General features: G+C 33.2%; 17 protein-coding genes. 6 read left to right on the top strand and 11 right to left on the bottom strand.

Annotated features, from left to right (window positions below):
• The first annotated feature begins 86 nt into the window (after positions 1-86).
• Both fdhD and IPK88_15745 read left to right on the top strand, forming a co-directional pair.
• Positions 87-938, top strand: coding sequence for a formate dehydrogenase accessory sulfurtransferase FdhD (fdhD, locus tag IPK88_15740; protein MBK8244877.1), 852 nt, complete (start codon positions 87-89; stop codon positions 936-938).
• 1 nt (position 939) lies between these two features.
• A complete protein-coding gene (locus tag IPK88_15745; protein ID MBK8244878.1) occupies positions 940-1,527 on the top strand; it encodes an NTP transferase domain-containing protein in 588 nt (195 codons plus the stop codon).
• Between the two features lie 75 nt (positions 1,528-1,602).
• Here IPK88_15745 and gldC read toward each other — a convergent pair whose 3' ends face one another.
• From gldC to IPK88_15785, 8 genes are all read right to left on the bottom strand, one after another.
• A complete protein-coding gene (gene gldC, locus IPK88_15750) occupies positions 1,603-1,944 on the bottom strand; it encodes a gliding motility protein GldC (GenBank protein ID MBK8244879.1) in 342 nt (113 codons plus the stop codon).
• 2 nt (positions 1,945-1,946) lie between these two features.
• Positions 1,947-2,861 carry a DUF4249 family protein gene (locus IPK88_15755; GenBank protein MBK8244880.1) on the bottom strand — a complete coding sequence of 305 codons (915 nt, stop codon included), beginning with the start codon at positions 2,859-2,861 and terminating at the stop codon, positions 1,947-1,949.
• 17 nt (positions 2,862-2,878) lie between these two features.
• Entirely contained in the window at positions 2,879-5,248 is a 2,370-nt protein-coding gene (locus tag IPK88_15760) for a TonB-dependent receptor (protein MBK8244881.1), read from the bottom strand.
• A gap of 75 nt (positions 5,249-5,323) precedes the next feature.
• Positions 5,324-6,082 carry a TraB/GumN family protein gene (locus IPK88_15765; protein ID MBK8244882.1) on the bottom strand — a complete coding sequence of 253 codons (759 nt, stop codon included), beginning with the start codon at positions 6,080-6,082 and terminating at the stop codon, positions 5,324-5,326.
• 31 nt (positions 6,083-6,113) lie between these two features.
• Positions 6,114-6,587 (bottom strand): Lrp/AsnC family transcriptional regulator, encoded by a 474-nt coding sequence (locus IPK88_15770; protein ID MBK8244883.1) that lies wholly within the window; start codon positions 6,585-6,587, stop codon positions 6,114-6,116.
• A gap of 697 nt (positions 6,588-7,284) precedes the next feature.
• Positions 7,285-7,824: a hypothetical protein gene (locus IPK88_15775; protein MBK8244884.1), complete on the bottom strand. Its 540-nt coding sequence runs from the start codon at positions 7,822-7,824 to the stop codon at positions 7,285-7,287.
• 74 nt (positions 7,825-7,898) lie between these two features.
• A complete protein-coding gene (locus IPK88_15780) occupies positions 7,899-9,431 on the bottom strand; it encodes a T9SS type A sorting domain-containing protein (protein ID MBK8244885.1) in 1,533 nt (510 codons plus the stop codon).
• A 164-nt stretch (positions 9,432-9,595) separates the two neighbouring features.
• Positions 9,596-10,093: a DUF1761 domain-containing protein gene (locus tag IPK88_15785; protein MBK8244886.1), complete on the bottom strand. Its 498-nt coding sequence runs from the start codon at positions 10,091-10,093 to the stop codon at positions 9,596-9,598.
• 273 nt (positions 10,094-10,366) lie between these two features.
• On the opposite strand from IPK88_15785, the gene IPK88_15790 reads away from it, so the two are divergent.
• Positions 10,367-14,344 (top strand): T9SS type A sorting domain-containing protein, encoded by a 3,978-nt coding sequence (locus tag IPK88_15790; protein ID MBK8244887.1) that lies wholly within the window; start codon positions 10,367-10,369, stop codon positions 14,342-14,344.
• Positions 14,345-14,821: 477 nt separating this feature from the next.
• On the opposite strand, the gene IPK88_15795 is transcribed toward IPK88_15790, so the two are convergent.
• Entirely contained in the window at positions 14,822-15,904 is a 1,083-nt protein-coding gene (locus IPK88_15795; GenBank protein ID MBK8244888.1) for a class I SAM-dependent methyltransferase, read from the bottom strand.
• A gap of 181 nt (positions 15,905-16,085) precedes the next feature.
• Here IPK88_15795 and IPK88_15800 point away from each other — a divergent pair, with 181 nt between their 5' ends.
• Complete coding sequence (locus IPK88_15800; protein ID MBK8244889.1) at positions 16,086-16,685, top strand: YtxH domain-containing protein; 600 nt, start codon at positions 16,086-16,088, stop codon at positions 16,683-16,685.
• Positions 16,686-16,737: 52 nt separating this feature from the next.
• Entirely contained in the window at positions 16,738-17,220 is a 483-nt protein-coding gene (locus tag IPK88_15805) for a hypothetical protein (protein ID MBK8244890.1), read from the top strand.
• Positions 17,221-17,242: 22 nt separating this feature from the next.
• Here IPK88_15805 and IPK88_15810 read toward each other — a convergent pair whose 3' ends face one another.
• On the bottom strand, positions 17,243-18,679 hold the full coding sequence (locus tag IPK88_15810; protein MBK8244891.1) for an HD domain-containing protein: 1,437 nt from the start codon (positions 18,677-18,679) through the stop codon (positions 17,243-17,245).
• Positions 18,676-19,683 carry a tRNA dihydrouridine synthase DusB gene (gene dusB / locus IPK88_15815; GenBank protein ID MBK8244892.1) on the bottom strand — a complete coding sequence of 336 codons (1,008 nt, stop codon included), beginning with the start codon at positions 19,681-19,683 and terminating at the stop codon, positions 18,676-18,678. The genes IPK88_15810 and dusB overlap by 4 nt, the downstream gene beginning before the upstream one ends.
• 145 nt (positions 19,684-19,828) lie before the next feature.
• Between dusB and nhaD the strand changes: the two genes are divergently transcribed.
• A complete protein-coding gene (gene nhaD, locus IPK88_15820; GenBank protein ID MBK8244893.1) occupies positions 19,829-21,097 on the top strand; it encodes a sodium:proton antiporter NhaD in 1,269 nt (422 codons plus the stop codon).
• Positions 21,098-21,101 lie beyond the last annotated feature (4 nt).

Raw genomic sequence — 21,101 nt, forward strand, 5'->3', positions numbered from 1 at the left:
TGATTATTTTTACTTTCTATTTGCTTTTATATTTGATCATTTATTAAAATTTTTCAAACCCAATTTTTAAGATAAAGTAACAATTTATGGAAATTTTAGATGGCCTTACCGAACGAAAGATATTCAAAATAAATAGCAATCATTCTGTTGAAAAAATGGATGTCGTGGCTATTGAAGAGCCAATGGAAATAGCTATCAAATATAATGAGAAAGATCATACTACCTTAAAAACGATTTCCATTACCATGAGAACGCCAGGACATGATAAATATTTAGTCCTGGGATTTTTGTTTTCAGAGGGTATTATTGACTCAGTATCAGACATTCATGATATTCAGTTTAAATTTTCATGCACTCCTGAAGAGACTATAGAACAAACTGTGGTGGTTCATATCAAACCCCATTTAATCCATAGGGTAAAAGATTTAAACCGACATTTCTATACCAGCTCCAGTTGTGGTGTCTGTGGTAAAACAACCATTGACTTAGCCGTTACTCATTGCCATTTTTTGTTAAAAAGCTTAGAAAAGCAAATATCTTTAGATACTATTTATAAATTACCAAGTGTATTAAAAAGCAATCAGAAATTATTTGATCAAACGGGCGGAATCCATGCATGTGCTTTATTTGATTTTGGTGGTCATTTAATTACTATTGCTGAGGATGTTGGTAGACATAATGCGATGGACAAACTTATTGGGTATTGCTTAGAAAATCATTTAGTTCCTGCATCTGAACATATCCTATTAGTTAGTGGCAGGGCAAGTTTTGAACTCATTCAAAAAGCCCTAACGATTGGGGTTCCGGCTCTCTTGGCTATTGGGGCTCCTAGTAGCCTTGCTATAGATTTAGCAAACAGTTTTGGTATGAGTTTAGGAGGATTTTTAAAAGATGGTAGTGTGAATATTTATTCTGGAATTCAACGATTTAACATTTGATATGAATTCATATCTTCCTCTAACCGGACTTATTTTATGTGGCGGAAAAAGCAGTCGATTGGGTTTTGACAAACTTAGTGTTATTAAAGATACTGTTCCAGTCTATAATTGGTGGTTGGGGGTTTTGGAAAAACATTGTTCTAATATTTATATATCCTGCAATTCACACCAGGCAGATCAATATAAGCTGCCAAATACTTTAATCGATGTCGAATCTCATCAAGGTCCATTGGGCGGAATCTATAGTGCGATACTTAAACATCCTGACCATGCCTTATTAGTCGTGGCATGTGATTTGGTTTACATTACAAAAGAAGACATTGAAGCACTCATAACTCAAAGAGATCCGACTTCTTACGGTACAGCTTACTTGACTTTAGGGACAGATTTTCCATTTCCATTGTGTACCATCTATGAACCAAAAATATTTGATGATCTTAAGCAAGAGTATCTAAATTCCAAAAAATCTGCTATATCGGTATTGAAAAATAAGGATATTAAGTTAATACATCATAAAATCAATTTGAATGGAATCAACACTCCGGAAGAATATGAAAAATGGAAACAAGAACAATATTTAAACCTCTAATTTTGGGTAAATGATTTCATCCCAAAACCATAAAACGTCGAATTTCATTAAATCGGATTCTATGAAGATATACTTTTAGTTGGTTGGGGGCAAAATTTGAGTCTGTTCTCCAAAATAATTGGCAAAATGTCCAAAATCACTTGCTAATTTAGTATTATTAGTTGCTTTTAAATAAGTCTCACTTAAGGCTTTCAAGGTTTGAAACATAAAGCGATCCATTTCCTGAACTTGCATTTCCTTGGTCCATAGATCTAGTTTCAAAGTATCCATACTTTCTTTTTCAAAAAAAGAAATCAGGATGCCTTTAGCTTGGGAATAAGAATCTACACCACCATCCTTTGCAATCCATTGTATATCCTCCGGTACATTTTGTGCATCAAGTTGTACTTTAATATGAATATCTGAAGTTTTTGACATAATTATTTTACAATAAGTTGATAATTCTTACAAATTTGACCGCCAAAGATACCTAATCCATTGGTAATATTACCATCAATCCGAACATATGAAGCAAATGGTCCTTGGCGCGTCCTGCTGACTTCCAGGGTGTTCCAAAAATCAAAATGTTCCTTGTCCAGATTACACCATTTAACGATTACTGTGTCCCCTACTCTATAATATCCAGATGTCGCTGTGAATTCACTTCCGGGTGCTTGGGCTTTTTGTAACGTAAATTTAAATTGTTGACCATTGAATAATGCATCATCTGTAACCGAAGAAAAATTGGGAATCAATGGCTCATGTTGGGTTCCGGTAAAATATCGGTAATAATCTATAACTAATGGATTATCCGAAATGAAACAAAACATTTGGCGGAAAGTATCATTTGGGGTTCCTGGGATTTTATCAAACCATACAGAATCTATTTTAATAAAACCAGGAATCGTTGTCGTAGATCTAAGGGTATCAGTTCCGGTTATTACAGATAATTTGTATTGATTTCCAACCTGTAATGGTATTTGTCCATTGATATCAATATAAACACAAAAATTGACACTTATGCTATCCAGGTTTAATCCAAATCGATCAGCAATTTGTTGTTGTAATGCTTTTGGAATATCGTTTAGACAGATTTCTTGCAATGGATACTGAAGTTGGTTGGTTTCAATATTAACTATGGCATTATGAATGAATAAATTTTCGAGTATACTGGCATTTATATTAGAATAAAACCCTAAAGACTTAGTCAAAATCAAATACGGAAATATCGCTTGATCATTGAGTTCAAGATAAGATTCTACAACATATTTTTCATCTTCTACATTCGTTACCGGAATAAAGGTTTCTTCACAAGACATATTCAACAACAGAAGTATATAAAGATATCGTTTCATTTTTTACTTTTTACTTTTCACTTTTTACTTTCTTCTTCATACTTTTTACTTTTTGATTTACTATCCCAATAAAAATTCCAGGTAACCGAAGGAATTATGGTAAAAATAGAAACATTGACTGCTTTTGCAGAACCATTTCCATTCAATATATTGGAACTAAAATCAGTATAGCTGAAAAATGGATTCTTGTGATTGTAAATATTGTAAATAGAGATTGCCCAACTGGAATGAAACGATTTTTTATGATTACTTACATTGTCATAAACAAAAGAAACATCTAGTCGGTGATAGTCTTCAATTCGTGCACTATTTCTTGGACCGTATTCAATATTGGGTTTATTGTCAATGATAAATAAACTTTGTATTGGCGTATATCGCCGTCCGGTGGCATAAATAAAAGCACCGGATACTTGCCAGTATTTACTTAAATTATAATTTGCAACTATAACTAAATCATGAGGTCGATCATATACAGTTGGAAATATTCGACCCTGTTCTATTTGATCAAACCATCTTTCTGATCTGGACAATGTGTAACTGATCCATCCATTAAAATCGCCGCGCTTTTTTTTCAAAAACAATTCAATGCCATATGCTCTCCCCTTTCCAAAGACAAATTCATTTTCAATCTCTGAGGAAAAAGATTCAACATAACTTTCTCTATAATCCAATTGATTCCTCAGATCTTTATAATAGGTTTCAACGGAGGTTTCAACTTGGTCATTGAATAAATTGATATAATATCCAATGGCATATTGAATGCCGATCTGCGGTTTTACTTTCTTCGTACTGGGCACCCAAATATCCGTAGGTAGTGTACTTCCTGAATTGCTTACGAGGTGTAAATATTGACTGGATAGACTCACACCGCCCTTAATGGATGATTGTTCATTGATGCCTTTGTTGAATGTAATCCTGGGCTCAGGGACGATATACGATGTTACGATATCATTTGTATTATATTTTTTTTGAGTGGCTTCATCAGTATAGGGACCGGTTTGAATAAAATTAGATAATCGAACACCCACATTAAGACTCAATTGTCTTCGGATTTTCCAATCATCTAAAACGTAAATTTCATTTTCATGTCCGAATTTGGTTTCAACTTTTGAGGTGAAGGTTTCTTCGCCATTGGTACCATAAATGATATTGGGTTGCAATTGATGATAAGTATACCTAAGTCCTGTTTTAATATGATGTTTAGTATTGGGGTAATAATCAAAATCGATTTTAGCAGAATAATCTTTGACGCCTGAATTTAATTTAAAAACGAATTCTTCTTGCCCACCATTGATGTTGAAATTATAATTGTTCGAAATGAAAGCAACATTTGCAAAAAGGTTATTTTTAATGATATGATTCCATCTTACAGTTCCAGTAGCATTTCCATAAGGTAATGATATGGAAAATCCTCTTTCTTGACTTGAAAATGTAAAAACATCTCTTCCGAAATAGCCACTTAAATAAATTCGATCCTTATGTGATATTCTATAATTTAATTTAGCATTGAGATCATAAAAATAATAATTGGTGCCTGCATATTTTGTTTTATTTATAAAGGGTTGGGCGATATCCAATGCATAAGTTCTTCTGGCAGAAAAAATAAATGAAGCCTGCTCTTTTTTTATTGGACCCTGTACAGTTAATCTTGAAGAGATGATTCCGATTCCACCTTCCACAACATAATCCTGATCATTACCTTCCTTCATCTGAACATCTATTACCGAAGAAATTCTGCTTCCATAGTCTGCGGGCATGCTGCCTTTGATTAGGGTTACATTTTTGATAGCATCAGAATTAAATACGCTGAAAAAACCTAACATATGTCCCGTATTGTAGACTACAGCTTCATCAAGCAGTACCAGATTTTGATCAGGTCCGCCACCTCGAATATATAGACCCGCGGTGCCTTCAGTAGCTGAAGAAACTCCAGGTAATAATTGCAGCGATTTTAGAAGATCTACTTCACCCATGAGGCTGGGTAATTTCTTGATTTTATCTAAGCCAAGTTCAATGGTACCCATTTCTGTGCTTTGAACATTCTTTTTTAATTCCTCATCTGTTATTACAATTTCTTCCATTAATACTCCAGTAGACAATTTCATATCTATCGTTGTATCCTGAGTTAAATTTAAATCCAATTCTTTTGTTGTGTAGCCAACATAGGAATACACTAGTTTGTGAATGCCTTTTGGAATTTTAATAGAATAGAATCCATAATAATTGGAAATGGTACCTACGCTTTGATCACTTTTTAAATATACATTAGCACCGATTAATGTTTCGCCAGATTTTTGTTCGGTGATATAACCGTTGATGGTTATCAAAGACTGTGCAGAAGAAAAGTAAGATAAAATTAAAAATAAACTTATAAGAATAAGTCTCATTGGATTGAAATGTTAACCCCAATAGAACCGCAAAGAAAAAGATTAGTTTATCTGAATGGGCTTTATTTTAAATCCCTATCGTTTTAATAAACTGATAATACCGTAATGACCTCCCAAATGGCCCGCACCACAGCTTGCAAATAAAGATCCGGTTTTGCTCCAATGGATGATTTGTTCTGTTATGGATTGATTGCGTTCATAAAGAAATGAATGCCTGTATTGGCCTAACATTTTTTTACTTTTCTTGTAAATGGTAGTTAGGTCTTGTTTTAAATATGAAGCAAGTAATTGTTTGGATTGTTTTTTTAGTTTGGTGATATTTTTACTGGCATCCAATAACATTTTATACTGTATCGGAAGAGGAATTTGATTCAAATAATTATAATGGGTTACAAGATCTTCCAGTCCAATACAAATTTTATGATTGCGTTCACCTTGTTCCCAAATCCATTCATCAAGTCCTTGGTGCGTGGCATTATTTGCCAGTATATGAATGGAGATGATGTTTAATATTACTAAGGGTTTATACTGTTTGTAACCCGAAATATCCAATCCTAAATATTTGAGGCATCGTTGTTCCAATTTTTCCCAATGAATATCAGAAATGGATTGATCTGTAATAGGATCAATTAAGATATAATCTTGTAAATTAAATTGTTTGGCTTCCAACAAATGAATTTCAGTTCCAATGATGTCTGCCTGAGATAAATATTGGTCAATAGCAAGTTTAATACTCGCCAAGCCAATATCTTCAATATGTATTGTACCTAATAAATAAGAGGTATAGTGCTGATCTCCTGCTATTTCCCAAAGAACACTTTTTGGCATTGGCATCTTAAGGGAAGTTATTCTATGACCAAACGAACTATCCTACTTCAATAGGAAGGCGATTGTTTTGTTTGATTGTAGATAAGTTCATTAAAGTCTTCAATCGTTCAACCTCTTCAATTTGGGACAATTTTTTGAATAAAAGCGCCTCATAAGTTTGCATATCCTTAGTGACCACTTTCATGAGTACGTCTGCATCACCAGTAATTATAAAGCACTCAACGATTTCTTCTATTTTTTTGATTTTCTCCATAAAATTATCCAGCGCTTTAGGCTTATTCCAGGCAATGTTAACCAGGATAAAGGTACTAATAGCTAAATTCACTTTATGGGCATTGATTTTGGCGTGATAGCTTTCGATGACACCAGTTTGTTCTAATTTTTTAACCCGTTCTAAGGTTGGAGCCGGAGAAAGTCCTATTTTTTTAGATAATTCCAGATTGGTTATTTTACTATTCTCCTGAAGTATGTTTAGGATTTTTACATCGATTTTGTCTAATTTATCTGTCATTTTGAAATTTTTAAAATTAAAAATGGTATTTGTTATTAAAACGCCGCTAAAATAGAATTTTATTTCGGTACTCAGCTCATTTAACTATTTATTAACAATAAGTTAATTCCAGTATTATTTTAAACGCAAGTTTATACTTAAATATTGAGTTCAATGCCAGATAATTGCCTAATTTTTAGGCAATTTCAAAATATTATAGGTTTACATGAATATTTGCACAAATCCTTGTATTCCTTAATTAGGATTACAAATTAAATTTTCATCTGAATTTTAGAATTTATTTATTAACCTGTATAGCTATTTTAGGATAAGACAGTATGAAGCGCACAGACCTGGATAATTCGTGGAATAGTCGTGGAATAGTCCTGAAAACTAGCTGGGAAAAAGTAGTATTGGGTTTGGCATATTATAGTCACTAGCGTACTAATTAAGAATTTGCTCCCCCATAAAGAATCTACGTTTATGATAATAATTATTGATGGATAACTTGAGCTGTAACGCGGTGGATATTCTTTAAGTCTTTAAATAAAGCTCTTTAATCTAATTTAAAAATTCTTATATGAGAATATTCTGATAAATGAATTAAAGTCACATATCCTACTTTTACTTTCCTACCAATTTGTATTTAGTATTCACCTACCCCTTGTAAAGAATAAGATAGTTGGAATAACACTTTCAAAAACTATAATACTTGAATTTATCTCCAATTTATTCTACCATAAAAACTGCCATCTTCTATATTAATCGTGTCTGGAAATTTACCTATAAAAGAGGTATCCCTTACAACCTGAGCTCTAAAACTTCCTCGAATATCACCGTTTTGTTTATTGAGTTCAGTAATTTCAATATAATAATCCGGTTTAGGATTTTTTAATATGTAAGTTCCTGTTACAACATCTCCATCCGATGTAAATTCACAATAAGAAATTCTATTAAATGTATCCAAATAAAAAGGTTCTATTGGATTCAATTGAAATTTACCAATTTTTAATGAAACATAGTCAATTAATATTTTGCCTCTAAGTTCACCAAATTCATTATATTTATATATTAAAATGCCAATACATGTATCGGGTGTACAATATTTTCTAGATTTAAATACACCAGTTTTTCCTTTCCAATCATTACCATTTAATTTTGCTTGCCCTTCGCCAAAAAATCCATTCTCATCAAATGTAGCATCCTTAACGCATGAATAGATTAGCAATAATAGAACAGCAGATATTATATATTTCATAATTATATTATCACTTTTGTTAGCCTCTTCGCTTTGGCATTAGAAATGAAATCATTTACAAATTAATGTAATGATTATTGATTTTGTACAATTAACTTGTCAATAAACCTTCTATTTGTTTTTGTATTTATTGCTTCAATTATATAAATTCCGTTATCCAGTTCTGTGGTAGATATACTTCTGTGGTAAGAAAAAGGAGGAATTAAATAGGTTAATTTCAATTTTCCCTCAAGACTATATATTTTAAAATTAATATCATCGAACTCATTAGAATATACAATCATTTCATTATTTATTGGATTGGGACCAAAAGTAAATCTCAACATGCTTGTATCAATTTTTGTATCAATGCAATTTTCTTCTACACAACCATCCATATTAAGTTTAATAAGAACAGCACTATTGTAATAATTATTAATTTCCTCATCAAAAATTCCAGTAATCCCAACTACCCAGACATTGCCATTTAATAATTCCATTCCAAAACAAATATCCTGAAGTTGTCCTATATTGTTCTTCAGGACCCTATTCCAAACAATATCCCCATTGTTATTAAACCCAATACAACTCAATAACCTAATTCTTTTCTGAGGACCATAATCATTTAGATACTTGCCAATTCCAGCACTTACAAATAACTCAGAAGCTGAATCATATTCGACATAATCCATTTGTTCAAGACCTGGAGAACTAATTTTTCTATCGGATATATCTTTACTCCATATTTCATATCCTAAACTATCTAATTTAAAAATAATTGGACAAACGGCATACCAATTTTTTAAACTGATATGAACGGTATCTGCTCCAGCACAAATATAACTTCCATCACTTTGATAAACAAAATCATTAATATTAGCATATACTTTATGTGCGGTGACTATTTTAATTAATTTCCCATCTTTAGTTAAATGAATAAAAAAAGAGATTATTGATTTACGATCATTTTGATTAAATTCAGCATCTTTATTCCCAACACATGAAATAATAAGTTGAGAATCCTTTAATATTCTAATTTTAGTTGGATAACAACTAAAATAATTAATTTTATATTGGAATTCCCATAATTTAATACCAGAAGTACTGATTTTTGAAATTTGTATCGAAGATAGTCCATTATTAATTAATTTGGAGTTGTCTACGGAGCTCATAATAAAGTGTTCATTTCCAAATTTAATAAAGTCATGACAAGTATAGAATGTATTTTCCTTTTCCTTACTTTTATATGTGGCCAATTTTTCAAAACTTGATGAAATGGTATTGTATTTAACTAAACATGATGAAATATAAGGTTCATTTGTAATAGTATATAAGTCATTATTTATTCTTTCCATTCCAACATTGAACCAATGGTAAGTACTATCATCTTTTAATACATTAAATTCCAGCAAATTGCCCTTATTATCCAATTGACTAACCATCAAATCGTTTACATGATCAGTGGTTCTAGTTAAAGATCCAAATGTCCATATTTGATTTTTATAAGTATTTATACCTGTAAATGTTGGATTCCAATAATTATCATATTGATATTTATTAAAGATTCCTTGCCCCAATAGTATCTTCGCAAATACAAAAGAGAATAATATAGAAGCAATTATTTTCAAAATAATTTATTTAAATTAAATGTGTTTTGGTTCTCAAAATACAAAATATTATTCAATAGGTATATTTATTGTGAATAAGTCCAATATTAAATTCCATTATGATAAAAAAAAGCGGCCGCCAACTGAATGAACGACCGCTTTAAATATATAACAGGATTATAATTCTATTTGAACTGGCTGATTAAACCACCCATAATTCCAAGACTTACTGCCCAGTAACCTACATTAATAGCAATATACTTAAATCCTCTTCTCTCATATAAGGCCATCGTGCCGTAGGTAGGCAAGAAAAAGAATAATGCAGCTATTACTCCATGTAACACACCATGTTTAAACGTTCTGAAATTGTCTGCATACTTTGGCATTAATGCATTCCAATCCGGATTCGTAATCGGATTGTCATGCATTCCTGGTTGGTTTTCTAAAAGAGAAAATAAACCAAATTGATGAATGGCTATAGGATGCATAATAATAGCCAACATGAAACTAAATACAAAGGACAAGATCATAACGAGGGTCATGTTATTCCCTTTCATACTTTCTTCCGTCATTCCGGATCCTGCCATCCAGGCATTTCCAAAAACTTTGGGATTGTACCACACAAATCCAATTACCAGCGGCACCAGGGCAGCGATAAAAGTAATTAACCAATTCATTTCCATAATTTTAAGTTTTGTTTACCCAAATGTAGATGTTTCTTTTTGAATTTTTATGATTATATGGTCTTTTTTTATATTATATAATTTTAAATTTAATAATGTCTATCTTATGCCACGTATTCCAACTTACTATTGCTAAACTTTAAGTCATTAATTCATAAGCTTTTATACTAATTAGATTATCTTGGCAGAATCAATTGGTCAGGGCGCATTGAATTCCTTGATATTCATGAAAAGCTTACCTTTGTGCCATCATTCAAAGTTTATTCCATTCATATGATCTTCAGAAATAGTTTGCTTTCTTTTAAATTGACTATCCTTAGTTTTTGCTTTGGTGTGTTACAAATATTACATGGACAAAATGTACTTCCATTAAACACACCTTTAAAGGATCCCAATATGCCTTCATGGGCTCATTTACTTTATAATGAGCCATTAAACTTATTGCAAATTGATTCTGCATATAAAGTATATTATCAAAGTCACCCGTTTGAAAAAAATCATTATACCAGATTTTACAAAAGGTTGATCATGAATAATCGAATGAACACCAATTCTGATGGCTTCATCGTCGGTAAAGATGTTGTATCTGTAGAGCACCAATTTAATCATGCATTTAATTCCAGAAAGGCTCCAAACATTTGGCGACCCTATGATATGGAAACGTATTTTTTGGAGAATAATCAAGTGGCCTGCCCTTGGCAAGTGAATGTGTATCGTATTGATGTGTGTAAATCCAATCCTAATTTTCTGGTAGCATCTTCAGAAACAGGGGGGATTTTTAAATCATTTAATAAAGGAAAGCAATGGCAACAGATAGGCTTACCTTATGTTTTAGGAACAGAAGCCATTGCAGTTCATCCAAGATCTGTTGATACCATTTACATTGGTACAAACGGTGCTATCAGAAGGACAACAGATGGTGGGACTACTTGGAATAATGTGTATGTCAATGCTGGCATTGAATTTTATGAAATTCTAGTTCTACAAAATAATACCAATATCATTTTAGCAGCAAGTACTAAAGGTTTGTTTCGTTCTATTGACAATGGCCTTATGTGGACCCAAGTTTTTACGGATGCCAGTTGTGATATTAAAGTACACCCTACTAAACCAAATATTGTTTATTGTTTGAAATACGATCCAACAAAAAAACAATACCAAGTATGGAAGTCCACCAATTCTGGACAAAGTTTTACAAGTAGAGTTTCCGGTTGGCATGGCCTTGCTGATGGAGGTGCAAGATTAGCAATAACTGCAGCTGATCCTAAAAGAGTTTATGCTATTTCTTTAACCCAAACTCAAGGACCCTATTTAATGCGAAGCAATGATGAAGGCGAATCCTGGACCATTCAGGCTAAAGGATCTTATACTGGCTTTGATTCTCCAGAATTTCCAATGGATAATTGGCAGGGCTATTATGACCTTGCATTAATGGCTTCGCAAACCAATGCGGACCAATTGATTACTGGAACAGGAAGTACTTACAAATCTAGTGATGGTGGAAAAACATTCAAAGTAATCGGTGGTTATGGAGGTTCTTTTAATTTACATCCAGATTTACAATCCTGTATTTCAATTGGAAATGATGCCTGGATTGCAACAGACGGTGGACTGACTTATTCTACAGATTTTTTTACCGATACAAAAAATGCGGTTTCACTCAATAAAGGATTATATGGATCAGATTTTTGGGGATTCGATGCAGGATGGAATGAAAAGGTTTTCGTCGGAGGTAGATATCATAATGGGAATACCATATGGCATGAAAACTATCAAAATAAATTCATCAGAATGGGTGGCGCAGAATCTGCAACAGGTTATGTAAATCCAATCAACAGCAGACAAGTATTTTTTTCTGATATCGGAGCTTATCAAATGCCTGAAAAGTATAGTCCAAATTGGAAATGGTCAGGCCTGCCAACTTCAGTATGGCCCAATGAATCTTATTATGCCATGGAACACAGTCAAATGGTATGGTCTCCCATTTGTTATGAAATCGTTTATATCGGAAATGGTAACAAATTAATGAAGAGTTACAATAACGGGGCCAGTTATGAGACGATTTACACCGCTCCAAATGTGAATGATGAAGTAGAATGGATTGAAATTTCAAGATCAAATCCGGATGTTATTTATATAACTACCAGAAATAATTCGTTAGGTGAAGGTTTGGTTTATAAATCTACAAATGGTGGAAAATCATTCACTGTACTTACTCATCCAAACGGTACCACAGGAGGACAAAGAAGAGTGCATAAGATAGTTCTGAGTCCTACTGATGAAAACGATCTAGTCTTAGGTTTGCGTACAGGTAATACGGCCAATAAAGTATTCAGAAGTAAAGATGGCGGAAAGACGTGGATTAATCTGACGACATCTAAAATCATGAATGCAAGTATCAATGACTTGTGTTGGCAATATGGAACTGATGGTGGAATTTATTTGGCAGCTGATGATGGACATATGTATTATCGAAATAATAATATGGCGGATTGGGAGGATTTTAATTCAGGATTGGGTGTAAATCATTTCACCAGGGCATTAAAACCTTTTTATAGAGATGGAATTTTGTTAAACGGTGGCAATATGGGTGTTTGGGAAGTGCCATTTTTTGAAGATTCAAAACCACTTGCTCAACCGACTGTCGATCGATTAACGAGTAGCTGTGTGCGTGATACCTTTTATTTTGATGATTATTCTGTTTTTACAAAAGACAGTGCGAGCAGTTGGAAATGGAATTTTCAAAATGCGCAATACGTATCTGACGCCACCATTCGCAATCCTAAAGTTGTTTTTGGCAAACAAGGAACGTTTGATGTGGCATTAACCATAAAAAACAAATTGGGTGAATCCACAAAAACAGTTTCAAAAATGATTCAAATCTCTGCTAATGAATGTAGCATAGATTCTTTTGCAAATAAATCATTGGATTTATCTAAATCTAATGATTATGCCACACTCAAAGTCATTCCAGAATTAAAAAATGCAACTGGTTTCACCTGTATGGCATGGATAAAATTAAATAGTCCACAAGATTGTTTTACACAAATTTTATCCAATTGGGATAGCAATGTTGGTTTTGGATTTGGATTTGCATTTCAAGGATATGTGCGCACTCGAAATCTAACTTTTTTCTGGAAAGATGTCCCATATCAATTAACCTCAAGCTTTAATCTAGACACACTGAAATGGATCCATGTCGCCATGGTCGTTTATCCGGATTCTGTTAGATTGTATCGCGATGGTGAATCATGGACTTACAAAGGAAATTTTAAAAACTTTGATCTTTCAGAAACACCTTGGGAAGTAGGAACGGGAGTTCGCGGTCAGTGTGGTAATTTTCAAGGACAAATGGATGAATTGAAAATTTATAATCGATCACTTTCCCAAGTGGAAATTAGAGATAACATGCATCTGATTCATCCTGAAGGTGAAGCTGGATTAGTTGGATATTACCAATTTAATGAATCGAACAACAATGAGATTTACAATCGGGTTGGCGGATATCATGGTTCAAACAGTGATGGAACGAAATCGATTTCTACTGCTCCGATTGGTACTGGAAATAGCAGTCAATTAATATTAAAAACAGGAACAAATCTTTTTACTTATCCTCAATTATCTCTTGAGCAATCTACAGTCAACAAACAAAATTCAACGTGGCATGCTTTTCAATTATTAAACACTCCAGATTCAGTACTGCAATCAACAGGTATGTGGAACTCAAAGTATTATATTGTCCGAAGTTTTGGAAATACAACCAAAGAAAGTGCCAGCAATATGATATTTACCAATACGGGAATTCCATTAAATGACTATCGTTTTGCACCTCAATATTTAAAACTATATCAAAGGGATCTCACCAACGAACATCTGAACAATTGGAAATTTATAGCGAATGCCAGTAAGGTGAATCTATTAGATCAATCTATACAGTTTAATAATATTGCTGATATTAAAGGACAATATATGATCGAATATATAGCAAATCCAAATGTAAATACAACAGATCTATATTCAAAACCATCTTTAATTTATGTTTATCCCAATCCTGGAAAAAATGATATAAATATTTATTGCCTCAAAAATGGACTCTCCGGCATGCTGCAAATTCAGGATATGACCGGGAAAGTTGTATTGTCAAAACCTATTTATAATTTTATAAATGAGAGCATAGATATTCAACATTTATCATCTGGAATCTATATTGTGTCATTTCTTGGAGATAAAGTTAAATTTATGAAAGAATAAGATCAGAACTCCTTGCTCAATTCAAGAAATTATAATTATTCATGGAACAAGTTCGCAAATTAAACTATGGGAAAAATATATAATTTGAAGTAGTCATAGAAATTTGGATTGACCTTAAGGGATAAGCCGTAAAAAAATGATGTAATGAAACCGTTAAAAATTCAAAACTGTATGAGCACAACATAATGCTATAAAAAGAACAATAATGCGAGCTGGGCAAGTGTTAAGTTAAAGAAATGAAACAAGGCCAATGGCGAGTTTTTTGAATTTAGGTTTCATGGAATCATTTTAGGCTTAGACCTTACAGTCTTGAATTTTTGGTTCTTTTTTTTCAAGAAAAAAGAACAAAAAGTTAATATTAAAGATGTGAATTAAAATTTTAGTAGAAAGTCAAACTATAATAATTTATTCTTGTTTACTTCTGAAAAGGAGTTCTTTGACGACAACTATTCAGTCAAAAATAATGCAATAAAAGAATTACAAGCTTAGCGTTAACAACGAATGTGTCGTAGCAATTTGATGTTCTTCTTTTATCAATTTTAATCCTGCTTCTTCAATGAGCTTAATGAATACCCGACTGTCATACATCTGACTGTTTCCATTGGCCATAGTCGTAAAATAAAGTGAAGTCATTTGAAGTGAATACATGGCAGCATGAAATTTTTGTTGATCCCAAAAAGTCTCATTGATAATAATTTTTCCATTAGGATTTAGTGCTAGTTTACATTTTTTAAGTATGCCAATGATTTCATCATCCGAAAAGCAATCAAGAAATTGACTCATCCATATGATATCATATTTTCCAGGAATATCAAGCGATTGATCTAGAATGTTGTGTTCAATTAATTCATATCTTGTTGATATGTTCTGATCTTCTAATATTTTTTTTACAATTTTAATTTGTCCAGGCAAATCTATTAAATGCATATTGACCTCAGCATTATGCTTCAAACATTCTATTGAAAATTTTCCGGTATTGCATCCAATATCTAGTATATGTTTGGGTTGGTAAGAAAATAGATACGGCATGATAATCGGAAAAACCAGATCCGAATAATAGTTGTCGAATTCAAACCAACTGGTTTTTTGTTGCGGATTCAATTTTGATAATCCTTCGTAAATGGTGTTCCATTCTCCTAGATATGGCAAGCCTTCCGGTTTGCCATTTAATATACTTTCTTTCAACTTTGATGATCCCTCGTAACAAATATCCCTCATAAAATTGGTATTTACTCTTACCATTGGATCATTGATAAACATGACACCCGTTTTTGTAATGGTATAGACATCATCAGTAATTTGAATTAAACCAATTCCTATTCCAGCTTCTACTAATACACGTAATCCATAGTGACTGATATTGAGATCTTGCATTAACTCAGCAAAACTCAATCCCTTATCACTTTTATATAATTTTTTAAGAATATCAAAATCCCTCAATAAAACGGATGCCTGAAAAGCATAGGGTGCAAATGATATAAAGTGCGCCTTCTCCAAAGCTGTAAATGCATGATCGTTTTGATCTTTAAAAAAAGAATGTCTGTTATTAAATTCCACCACTACAATATGTTTTTAATTTGGAGCAAATATAGTCACAATGAAGATGTTCCTTTATATATTAATCTTTCAATCCCAATTTATAAGCTCTACATACTCTGTCGTATTATGAATTTAATATATTCTTATATATGCTAAGCACTATTAATTTATCTTAAGCTATCTTTGTGTAAATAATTGTCGGATGTCAAATTTTTTGGATAAACTCAAGTCCTTATTTAAATCTAAAGATTCTTTTGAAATGCAAGAATCTGAACCTAAATCGTTGATATTCAACAATGAAAATTCAAATTCATTAAATGATAATGCTACAAATCAAACAAGTATTAATGATAAAGAACCTTCATTTAGACCTAATGAGACTATAGAGAAGGTGAAAGATTTTGTTCAAGGCACTTCCGAAGAAATAGTTGAACAAGGAACCGCAATTTGGGATGCAGTCAAAGAGAAAGTTCATATTTTGGATGAAAACACCCAAGAATTCAGAGATCAAATAAAGGAAAAAGCAAGTGAAACACTTGAAAAAATTGAGAACTATGTTAATACTACTGTAGAAAAAGCTAAGATACTCGAACAAGAAGAAAAAAAAATAGATCAAGATCAGGATGGTATAGCAGATCAACCTGTAGATTTTGGAAAGCCTCTAAGCGAACAGCATGGTGAACTTTTTGATAAAGCAGAAGCTTGGTTGAAAAAACAAGAATCATTAACGAAGCCAACAGAAAACCTTCCAAATCAATCATCAAAAACCATTACTCCTTTGGAACTCCCAACTGAGGAATAGTGTTACAAAAGGGTCAAGCATTAAATCATTTAACATTAAATAAATTTTTATTATGGGTAGTTTAAGAAGGTTGTTTACGAGTATTTTTGGTGTTGCAAAACATGCTACTGAAAATGCAATGGATAAAGCAGAAGAATTAGCAACCAAAGCTAAAGAGGAAATCAAAGAAAGTACAACGGAGTTGCGTGAAAAAGCTGCTGAAGGAATAGTGAAAGCTAAAGCATGGACTGAGGAAGCCGTTGAAGAAGTTAAAGAAACTGCTCAAGAAACGCTAGTAAAAGTTAAAGAATCTGAGGCATACCATACTGCTACAAACATGGCTAAAGAAGGCTGGGAAGCAGCTAAAGACTTAGGACATACAGTTGCAGAAAAAACTGCAGATTTAGCAGCTAAAGCAGAAGAAAAAATGGAACAAGTAGCTGATAAAGCCCAGGAAGTATATGCTTCTACTGTGGATAAAGTTCAAAATGTAATAGATGGTGAGAAAGCCAAAGCTCCAGAGCAAAAAAACGAAGGACCTGAACAAAGCGCTTAAATAATTAGATATTTTATAGTTATTAAGAGTGAACTTGTACGATACCAAGTTCAGTAGCTTTTTCTTTAAGCAAATTTAATGCAGCATCATAATCATTTGGAATGAGACCATCCAAAATGGCTTCTCTTATGGTATTTTTTAGGATCCCCACTTCCCTTCCCGGTTTGAGCTTGAAAAGGGTCATAATCATTTCTCCTGTAATTGGGGGTTGCCAATTTCTAATGCGATCATTTTCTTCTACCTCAGCTAGTTTTTCTCTAACCTTACTATAATTATTTCTAAACTTTTTAACTTTTTCTGGATTCTTAGAAGTAATATCAGCCTCACACAACATCAACAAATCATCTATATCTTCACCAGCATCAAAGAGCAATCGCCTTAATGCCGAATCCGTAATTTCTTCTTGAGTCAAAGCAATAGGTCTTAAATGCAATCTGACCAACTTCTGAACATATTTCATTTTATGATCCAGTGGTAATCGCATTTTCTTAAAAATTCTTGGTACCATTATAGCTCCAAGAGCTTCATGGCCATGAAAGGTCCATCCTATTTCCGGGTCAAATCGCTTCGTTTGTGGTTTAGCGATATCATGCAAAATAGCAGACCATCTCAACCATAAATTAGCGGTTTTCTCACTTAAATTATCTAAGACTTGTAAGGTATGATAAAAATTATCTTTATGGCCTTTGCCATCCTGATATGCTACTCCATGCAGCAGCGTGAATTCAGGAAATATGATATCCAATAATCCTGATTTAAACAATAAATCAAATCCAATGGATGGAATCGGACTTAAAATGATCTTTTCAAATTCATTCGTTATTCGTTCCTGAGATACAATTCGGATACGATCCTTATTATCAATAATACCCTGCCATGTTCGATCATCAATTTCATAAAGTAGTTGTGAAGCAAAACGAATGGCCCGCAACATTCTTAATGGATCATCAGAGAACGTCATATCAGGATCAGTAGGCGTTCTTAATATTTTTTTCTCCAAATCATCCAAGCCTTGAAAGGGATCTATGATTTCGCCATAATTCGATTTATTAAGACTTATGGAAATGGCATTTATCGTAAAATCTCTACGAAGTTGATCATCCTGAAGTGTTCCTGGAGATACAAGTGGTTTTCTTGAATCGTGGGAGTAGGATTCCTTACGAGCGCCTACAAATTCCAACTCTATATCTTCATATTTGATCATTGCGGTTCCAAATCTTTCGAAAAAATTAACCCGAGCTACAGGTCTGAATTGACCAGCTACTTCTTGAGCCAAAAGGATCCCATCTCCCTGACAAACAATGTCAATATCTTTACTTGGCCGACCAATTATGCGATCTCTAACAAATCCGCCAATCGCATATACAGGTATTCCCAATCGATCTCCGGCATCAGATACAATTTCGAAAATTTTCCTTTCTGAAGGATTAAGATCAAAAATCAGTGCATGTGGATTCATGCCAAAATTGGGATTGTCATGTTCGTGTATTCTTCTTCCATGATATCTAACAATTCAAATAAAACCTCAGGATTAGATTCAGTTACTAATTTTGCTCTATGTTCTTTTATTCCTGGTAAAGCTTTGAAGTAATTGGTATAGTGTCTGCGCATTTCGAGAACACCCAATTTTTCGCCTTTCCAAATTATAGATTGTTTTAAATGCTGACGAGTTGCTTCCATTCTTTCCTGTATGGTTGGTGGTGGTAATAATTCGCCCGTTGAAAAGTAATGTTTAATTTCTCTGAAAATCCATGGATAGCCTATACTGGCTCGTCCAATCATAATGCCATCTACATCATACCTGTTTTTGAATTCAAGGGCTTTTTGTGGAGAATCTATGTCGCCATTTCCAAAAATAGGAATATGGATTCTGGGATTGTTCTTGACTTTTGAAATCCATGACCAATCAGAGTGACCTTTGTACATTTGGGCTCTTGTCCGGGCATGAATGGTTAGGGCCTTTATTCCTATATCTTGTAATCTCTCTGCTACATCTTCAATGAAAATACTGTTTTCATCCCAGCCGAGTCTAGTTTTAACAGTCACTGGTAAATGGGTAGATTTTACAACGGCCTCGGTCAATTTCACCATTTTTGGAATATCCTTCAAAATCCCGGCACCGGCTAATTTGCAAACCACTTTCTGGACTGGACAACCATAATTGATGTCCAATATTTCGGGATTTGCTTTCTCTACGATTTCAGCTGCCTTCATCATTGAATCCAATTCTGCACCGAAGATTTGTACCCCTATTGGCCTTTCTTCATCATAGATATCCAGTTTTTGAAGACTTTTTTCAGCATCGCGAATCAATCCTTCCACAGAAATGAACTCTGTATAGAGCAAATCACAGCCTTGCTTCTTACATAAAGCTCTAAATGGCGGGTCACTGACATCTTCCATTGGTGCCAAGAGTATAGGGAATTCAGGCAAAACCAGGTGTCCAATTTTAATATTTTTCATTTCTAGGTGCAAAATTAACTTAAAAAGATCATGCTTTAACATTTTTCAAATTCTAATTGATGTTAATACTTACCATTTGATTAGGTCATTAATCCATTTTAAAACTTCCTTTTTTATTCCTACTTTACGGGCTTAAATTTTGCTCATGTCATTAGCTGTAATTATTTGTTTTATAGTTGCTTATATTTTAATTGTATTCGAACATCCATTAAAATTAGATAAATCGGTTCCTGCCCTTATGGCTGGTGTCGTGTGTTGGAGTATAATAGCTATTTCAGATCTTCCCCTTGAGGGAGGCACATCACTAGAAAACGGACTCTCACATAGTTTAAGTAAAATAGCTGAAATATTGTTGTTTTTAATTGGAGCTATGACTATTGTTGAGCTCATTGATTTACACCATGGATTTAAAATTCTTTCAGACCTTATAAAAGCTACTTCGAAATATTCCTTATTAGTTATTATTTCTTTTTTTGCTTTTTTCTTGTCCGCTATTTTAGATAATTTGACGACAACTATTGTAATGATAACTATAATACGCAAATTGGTTTCTTCGCAAGAAGACCGATTGTATTATGCATCATTTGTTATTATAGCTGCAAATGCTGGGGGAGCATGGTCCCCTATTGGAGATGTTACTACTACCATGTTGTGGATTGATAATAAGGTGAGTACATTATTGTTAATTGAATATCTGATTGTTCCTTCATTAATTTGTATTTTAATTCCTTTGGCTATAGCCTATTTCTTGCCTGTATTCAAAGGCAAAGTGAAGGCTACTCAAAACCCAAGCGATCATCCGCATTTACCATCCAGCAGGATCATTTTATTTTTTGGAATTGGAGGATTAATATTTGTACCCATATTTAAACAGTTAACTCATTTGCCACCTTATTTAGGGATGATGTTTTCTTTAGCTGTCATTTGGTTAGTTTCAGATTTAATAAATTATCGCACATATCCTCCTGAAGAATTAGGTAAAAAATTATCAATTAAAAATGCATTGTCCAGAATTGAAATGCCGAGCATTTTATTCTTTTTTGGAATACTTGCAGCCGTTTCTGCGCTTGAAGTTTTAGGTCACTTGAGTCATATGGCTCTATATTTAGATCAGTGGTTTGGTAATACGGGAATTGTAGCTTTTATATTGGGTCTACTTTCTGCAATTGTAGATAATGTACCCTTAGTTGCTGCTAGTTTAGGGATGTATTCTTTTGAAATAGACCATGCGTTTTGGCATGAAATCGCTTTCGCTGCAGGCACTGGTGGTAGCATACTTGTTATTGGTTCAGCTGCAGGAGTAGCTGCTATGGGTATGGAAAAAATAAATTTCATTTGGTATTTGAAAAAGATAAGCTGGATCGCTTTATTAGGATATCTGGGAGGTTGGCTAGTATTATATTTTACGCATTAAATTG

The organism is Candidatus Defluviibacterium haderslevense, from assembly GCA_016712225.1.
GTDB lineage: Bacteria > Bacteroidota > Bacteroidia > Chitinophagales > Saprospiraceae > Vicinibacter > Vicinibacter haderslevensis.